At 59.5% G+C, this 5,988-nt stretch carries 6 protein-coding genes and 1 pseudogene; 5 read left to right on the top strand and 2 right to left on the bottom strand.

Annotated elements, in window-relative coordinates; all coding sequences use genetic code 11:
• Nucleotides 1-311 (bottom strand): annotated as a pseudogene (locus RSF91_RS19435) (tripartite tricarboxylate transporter substrate binding protein); the annotation flags it as partial.
• Between the two features lie 134 nt (nucleotides 312-445).
• On the opposite strand from RSF91_RS19435, the gene RSF91_RS19430 reads away from it, so the two are divergent.
• From RSF91_RS19430 to RSF91_RS19410, 5 genes are all read left to right on the top strand, one after another.
• Nucleotides 446-1,147, top strand: coding sequence for a response regulator (locus RSF91_RS19430; protein ID WP_099737767.1), 702 nt, complete (start codon nucleotides 446-448; stop codon nucleotides 1,145-1,147).
• Nucleotides 1,144-2,625 (top strand): sensor histidine kinase, encoded by a 1,482-nt coding sequence (locus RSF91_RS19425; RefSeq protein WP_332569947.1) that lies wholly within the window; start codon nucleotides 1,144-1,146, stop codon nucleotides 2,623-2,625. The genes RSF91_RS19430 and RSF91_RS19425 overlap by 4 nt, the downstream gene beginning before the upstream one ends.
• A gap of 32 nt (nucleotides 2,626-2,657) precedes the next feature.
• Nucleotides 2,658-3,104 carry an RNA-binding S4 domain-containing protein gene (locus RSF91_RS19420; protein WP_332569946.1) on the top strand — a complete coding sequence of 149 codons (447 nt, stop codon included), beginning with the start codon at nucleotides 2,658-2,660 and terminating at the stop codon, nucleotides 3,102-3,104.
• A gap of 15 nt (nucleotides 3,105-3,119) precedes the next feature.
• On the top strand, nucleotides 3,120-3,917 hold the full coding sequence (locus RSF91_RS19415; RefSeq protein WP_332569945.1) for a hypothetical protein: 798 nt from the start codon (nucleotides 3,120-3,122) through the stop codon (nucleotides 3,915-3,917).
• Nucleotides 3,918-4,246: 329 nt separating this feature from the next.
• Complete coding sequence (locus RSF91_RS19410) at nucleotides 4,247-5,062, top strand: DNA/RNA non-specific endonuclease (protein ID WP_332569948.1); 816 nt, start codon at nucleotides 4,247-4,249, stop codon at nucleotides 5,060-5,062.
• Between the two features lie 66 nt (nucleotides 5,063-5,128).
• Here RSF91_RS19410 and RSF91_RS19405 read toward each other — a convergent pair whose 3' ends face one another.
• Nucleotides 5,129-5,875 (bottom strand): 16S rRNA pseudouridine(516) synthase, encoded by a 747-nt coding sequence (locus tag RSF91_RS19405; protein ID WP_332569944.1) that lies wholly within the window; start codon nucleotides 5,873-5,875, stop codon nucleotides 5,129-5,131.
• Nucleotides 5,876-5,988 lie beyond the last annotated feature (113 nt).

Genomic DNA, 5,988 nt, shown 5'->3' with positions numbered 1-5,988 from the left:
TTGCCGGTGATGATGCCACCCAGCATCACGGCGCCCATCACCATCATGGCGTTGGGATCACCCTTGCTGCCGTTGACAAACTGGGCCAGACCAATCGCGCCCGCAGCGCCGCCCTTGTTGTCATACGTGACGGAAGAAGCCACACCCGCGTCCTGCAAAGCCTTGCCCAGAGCACGGCCTGTCGTGTCCCAGCCGCCACCGGGGTTGGCGGGCAGCATCATCTTGATGGCTGTCGCAGCCTGTGCCGACAGAGGCAAAGCACCAGCTGCCGCAAGGGCTGCCAGAGACTTCAGAAACGTATCACGACGCATGGTGAGCTCCTTATGTATTTGGTGACTGAATGATGAAGAGCCTGCCTGTCAAACAGCTGTCCAAACGCCTAGGGCATTCCCTTAAGCGGTATCGGTAGTTTCACGAATTGCTCGCGGGTTCTCGGCGCAGTGCTATGTTCTGCCCCATGCAATTACTGCTTGTTGAAGATGATTCCGCCATGCGCACTACGCTGCAGCGCACCCTCATGCGCCGCGGCCTGCATGTTGAGGTAGCAGCCGACGGCCCCAGTGCCCTGGCCCACTGGCTGACCCGTGAACCCGATGCCGTGGTGCTGGACCTGAGCCTGCCCGGCCTCGACGGCCTGCAGGTACTGGAGCGCGCCCGCGCACAGGGCCTGCGCACCCCCGTGCTGATACTCACCGCACGCGGCACGGTGGGCGACCGCGTGATGGGTCTGAATGCCGGTGCAGACGACTATCTGGCCAAGCCTTTTGACCTGGATGAGCTGGAAGCACGCCTGCGCGCACTGCTACGCCGCAGCCAAGACAGCTTCACACCTAAATCAGCCCCTGAGACAATTATGCTGGGCGCTCTTCGCTATGAAAAAGAAAGCGGCGCAATCTACTTGAACGATGCGGTGCTGGAGCTGACGCCCCGTGAGCTTTCCATGATGCACGCCCTTCTGGCCCGCCCTGGCCACGCCGTAACCAAGGAGCGCCTGTTCAGTCTCGTCTTCCCCGGTGAGGTCGATGTTCAGTACGAAGCCGTAGAAGTTGTGGCCTATCGTCTGCGCAAAAAACTCAGTGGGACAGGGGTGCAACTGGTCACGCTGCGCGGCCTCGGCTATCTCATCAAGGTCGAGGTCAGTACATGACCGCCAGCACAGGCCCGGCCAGTGGGCGGCGCCGGGCTGCCTGGTCTCTGCGGCGCCTGCTGCTCACGGGTATTTTGCTGCCCGTGCTGCTGCTCATTGCTCTGAACGCCTGGAGCCTGTATCAGCAAACCCTGTCATCGCTGCACACGGCGTATGACAGGACCCTGCTGGCATCGGCCAAGAGCATCAGCGAACAAATTGGCGTTGAAGGCTACGACGAAAAGGCCCATCTGCGCGCCATGGTTCCCTACTCGGCGCTGGAGATTTTTGAAGCCGATAACCAGAGCCGCATGTACTACCGCGTCTCCACGCTTGATGGAGCACTGGTCTCAGGCTTCAGCGAGCTGCCCGTGTGGCATGGCAAGATTCCAGCGCGCCCGCCCTATGCCGCGCTGGTGGATTTTTATGACGATGAGTTTCGCGGCCACCCCGTACGCGTCGCCGTACTGCTGCAACCTGTCGCCAGCGCCAACGGCCGCGGAATGGCGGTTATTCAAGTGGCTGAAACGCTGGAGCTGCGCCAGTCTCTGGCCCTGCAGATTCTGCGAGACACGCTGATTCGCCAGGCCCTGCTGGTGCTGGTCGTGGCCCTTATCGTCATCATCGTGGTGCAGCGCGCAACCAAGCCCATCCGCCAGCTCAGCGAAAATTTGCAGGAGCGCGCCCAAGGCGACCTCAGCCCTCTCGATGCCCCCGAAGCCCCACGTGAAATACAGCCGCTGCTGGATGCCACCAATCAGACCATGCGGCGCCTGCAGCGCCTGCTCAGCAATCAAAAGCGCTTTGTGCGTGATGCATCGCACCAGTTGCGCACGCCGCTGGCCGTGCTCAAGGTACAGGTGCAATCCGCCAAGCGCGGCGATATTCCGCCTGCGCAGGCCTTTGCAGAAATCGACGACACCGTTGACCGCGCTACCCGCGTCGCCAACCAGATGCTGGCCCTGGCCAAGGTTGAGCAGCTGCGTCAGGAAGACAGCAGCCAGCCCAGCACCATGCTGGCCCAGCTAGACGACATCGTGCGCGATGTGGCGCTTGAGCTGTCACCGCTGATTGCCGATCTGGATATAGACTTTGGCATTGAAACCCAGCCCTGCTACGTGCCCGCCCATGAATGGATGGTGCGCGAACTGACCCGCAACCTGCTGCACAACGCACTGCGCCACACGCCGCGAGGTGGGCGACTGCAAGTCGATGTGCGTCAGCAAGCCGGCATGGCCATACTCAGCATTGAAGACAGCGGCAGCGGCATTGATGACGAACTGGCCCAGCGCCTGTTCCAGCCCTTTTCTGCAGGCAATGCGCACAGCGGCTCGGGCCTCGGCCTAGCCATCTGCCAGGAGATTGTTCAAACCTTGGGCGGCAAGATCGAGCTGCGCAATCTGCACAATGTGCGGGGCCAAGTCAGCGGACTGCGTGCGCTGGTACAACTGCCGCTGCACACTGCAGATGCTCAGAGCCTTGATACACAACTGTCTTGAATCTTGGCCCAGACTCGCCGCAAAATATCTGCATGAGCGAAATTCAATCCATGCGTCTGGACAAATGGCTGTGGTGCGCGCGGTTCTACAAGACCCGCAGCCTAGCTGTTGAGGAAATTGGCAAGGGCCGCGTCACCGTCAACAAGGCCAATGCCAAGGCCTCGCGTGAAATACGCCCGGGCGACACCATCGACCTGCGCCAGGGCAGCATTCCCAAAGAAGTCATTGTGCGCAGCCTGAGCAATATGCGCGGCCCGGCCCCTGTGGCCCAGCTGCTGTATGAAGAAACGCCGCAGAGCATGGCCCAGCGCGAGCAACTGGCCGAGCAGCGCCGCCTGGCCCCAGAGCCCGCAGACGCGCTGGCAGCCTTGCATGCAGGCCGCCCCACCAAACGTGACCGCCGCGAAATTGACCGCGTCAGCAAAGACCACCACAGCAGCGGCTGGGGTAATCGCTGGAGCGCATCGATTGACGACTAAACCCCTGCAGCAGCCATGATCCGCAGACAACTGATCTCACTGGCGGGGGCATTGACTGCCGGCTCCCTAGGCTGGTGGTGGCTGCGCAAGGATGCTGCGGCGGAAGATAGAAACGACATTATTCGCTCTGTCTTCACCACCAACGCTCTACCGACTTTCACAGCGCAGCACCTGCTGCTGATACGCCAGTTGCACGTGAACTGGGTTCCCGAAGAATCGGGTGCACCAGGCATTGATCCTGCGCAGCCGCTATGGAATTCCAGCGCAAACATAAAAACAAGCCCCGAAGCAGACTCTGCCTTGCGCATTGCCCTTCACACTCTGCAAACCACAGACCGCACACTGGCCACCCGCCTGCTGGCAGAAGTCTGCTTGCTCATTCCTGAATTTGTCGCCTCAGCCTCGCTGCCTGCAGGCAACTATTCATTACCTTCTGGTTTTGTGCAGCCCCAGCAGCACACCAGTGCAAGCCAGCCGTTTCAGTTTCTGCCCGCACATCAAGTGCTGCTCAATGCCGCCCAATGGCGCGAGGTCAGCAGCGACAGCATTGACGACGTGTTGAGTGACGAAGACCCCAGCCAGCCGCTGTGGCCCATGCCCTATATCGACGGCAAGCGGCCTTATGGCAATCGCAGCTACTACCAGATCGACATGGCTGAGTTGCTGGGTCAGCCCTATGCCAAGAACGCTCAGGGAAAATACATTCTGTCGCCCGATAAAGATCAGGCTCTGGCCAGCTTGCACCAGCAGACGCAGGCAGCGCTGCAAGTGCTGTTCATGTACGGGACGCCCGGCACTCCCATACAAGGCTAAAAGCCATCTAGCGCTTACAGGTCAAGCGCTATCCGCTCTGAATTCATGAGCAAGAGACCATCTCCCGCATCTCTCAGTTACTTAAAATAAGAGCTGCCAGCGCTTGTCATGTAAGCCTTTGATGGAACTTAAGGTCTCAAATCGCTTCTATGCATACGTAAGAAGCTATCTTTTCAATAGCTCACCCTCGCCTTTGCGGCACGCTTTTCCTGGTCAGTTAACGACCATTCCCCCGTCTTTGCTCTCGAATGTCACTCGCTTTTCCCCGGTCTTCTCACGCCCTCCCCGTAACTTCAGGCCAGCGCCTTGCACGCTATGCCGCCGTGGCCCTGCTGTCCATCAGCAGCATGGCCTGCACGGCCAAGATGCCGCTGCCGTCGTCGCCCACCGCTCCAGCGGGTCAGCTGCAAGTCTCCAACCCCACGCGCAGCACTCAAGGGTTTAACCAGTGCCCCCAGTTCTTTGCAGGCGGCAAGCCTCCAGTTCTCAGCGATCAGCCCAAGCTGCGTGCACTTTGCTATGACGCATTTGCCATTCTGCACAGTGGCCAGAGCAAGACACCCGTCTTTGTCGCACAGCGCTTGAACAAGGCACTGGTGGAAGAAGCAGACGAAAAACGCACCAACAAGTTCTTCAGCGACGCCCGCCTGCCCCGCGACGAACGGGCCGAGCTGGACGACTACAAGCGCTCCGGCTACTCACGCGGCCACATGGCACCAGCCGGTGACATGCCCACCGCACAGGCCATGGCCCAGAGCTTTTCGCTGGCCAATATGGTGCCTCAGTCCAGCAAACAAAACGGCGGCCCTTGGGCTCGCATCGAGAAAGACACACGCAGCTACGCCCAGCGTGCTGCTGGTGATGTCTACGTCATCACCGGCCCCGTATTTGCCGCAGATACGAGCACCGTCGGAAGCAACCAGGTACGAGTCCCCAGCTTTCTGTACAAGCTGGTCTACGATGCCCAGAGCCAACGCGCCTGGGCCCACTGGCAAGCCAATGACGATGCCGCCCGCGTAACCCAGCCCATCAGCTACGAGGAATTGGTGCGCCGCACCGGCATCGAGTTCCTGCCCGCCACCGCACTTCGCAGCTCAGGCAAGATCCAGCAGGTTTCCGCTCCTGCATCTGTGCTGCAGCGCTAAGCCTGCTCTTCAAACAACAAAAGCCTGCTGGCTATGCCAGCAGGCTTTTTGCATTGCATTCAGTATTTAGTTGCCGGGCTTGAGCAATTCCAGCTCATCCGCCGTCAGCCAGCGCCATTCGCCTGGCGCAAGATCTGCCGGCAGCACCAGTCCACCAATTCGCCAGCGGTGCAGGCCTTCCACGCGGTTGCCCACCGCCGCCAGCATGCGCTTGACCTGGTGATACTTGCCTTCAGTCAGCGTCAAATCCAGCACATGTGTATCAATCAGCTCGCATGCTGCAGCCTTCACAGGCTTGGGGTCATCATCCAGCACCACGCCATCCAGCAGGTTCTGTACTTGCTTGGCATCCACAGGGTGCTTGCAAGTTACGCGATAGACCTTGGACACATGCTTTTTGGGCGACGACATGCGGTGAATGAACTGACCGTCATCACTGAGCAGCAGCAAGCCCGTCGTATCCTGATCTAGGCGACCCACCGCTTGCACACCCTGCACAGCACCCTTATTGGGTCGCAAGCGCAAAGGTGGTGGCAGCAAGCTGTAGATGCTGGGGTGAGCCGAAGGCTTTTGGGAGCATTCCGTTCCAGCTGGCTTGTGCAGCAGCACATAGCCCAAAGCGTGATACGCCCATTCCACGCCCTGCACCTTGAAGCTCATCCCCTCAGGATCAATGTCCAAAGTGGAGTCAAGCACCACATCCCAAGACTCGGTCTCGGTGTTCCACAGCTCCACCCAGCCCTGCTGCACCAAACCGGAGCACACACGACGAATGCCAAAGCCCTGTGAATACAACATATCCTGCAGCTGCATGCCTGATTCCTTCTCTTTGTTCACTACTGCGCAAGCAATATCAAGAATACTGATTTATCAAATAAAAAACCCCGTAATCTTTCGATTACGGGGTTTTTCTCTGTAAGAGCCTG

This window comes from Comamonas sp. (assembly GCF_036643215.1).
GTDB lineage: Bacteria > Pseudomonadota > Gammaproteobacteria > Burkholderiales > Burkholderiaceae_C > Comamonas.
The sequence above is the reverse complement of the archived record's forward strand: the minus strand, read 5'-3'. Positions and strand labels throughout refer to the sequence as shown.

Excerpts from the sequence above, each read along its gene's own strand:
- RSF91_RS19430 (WP_099737767.1), top strand. The coding sequence starts at position 446 with ATGTTCTGCCCCATGCAATTACTGCTTGTTGAAGATGATTCCGCCATG.
- RSF91_RS19405 (WP_332569944.1), bottom strand. The coding sequence starts at position 5,875 with ATGCAGCTGCAGGATATGTTGTATTCACAGGGCTTTGGCATTCGTCGT.
- RSF91_RS19420 (WP_332569946.1), top strand. The coding sequence starts at position 2,658 with ATGAGCGAAATTCAATCCATGCGTCTGGACAAATGGCTGTGGTGCGCG.
- RSF91_RS19415 (WP_332569945.1), top strand. The coding sequence starts at position 3,120 with ATGATCCGCAGACAACTGATCTCACTGGCGGGGGCATTGACTGCCGGC.
- RSF91_RS19425 (WP_332569947.1), top strand. The coding sequence starts at position 1,144 with ATGACCGCCAGCACAGGCCCGGCCAGTGGGCGGCGCCGGGCTGCCTGG.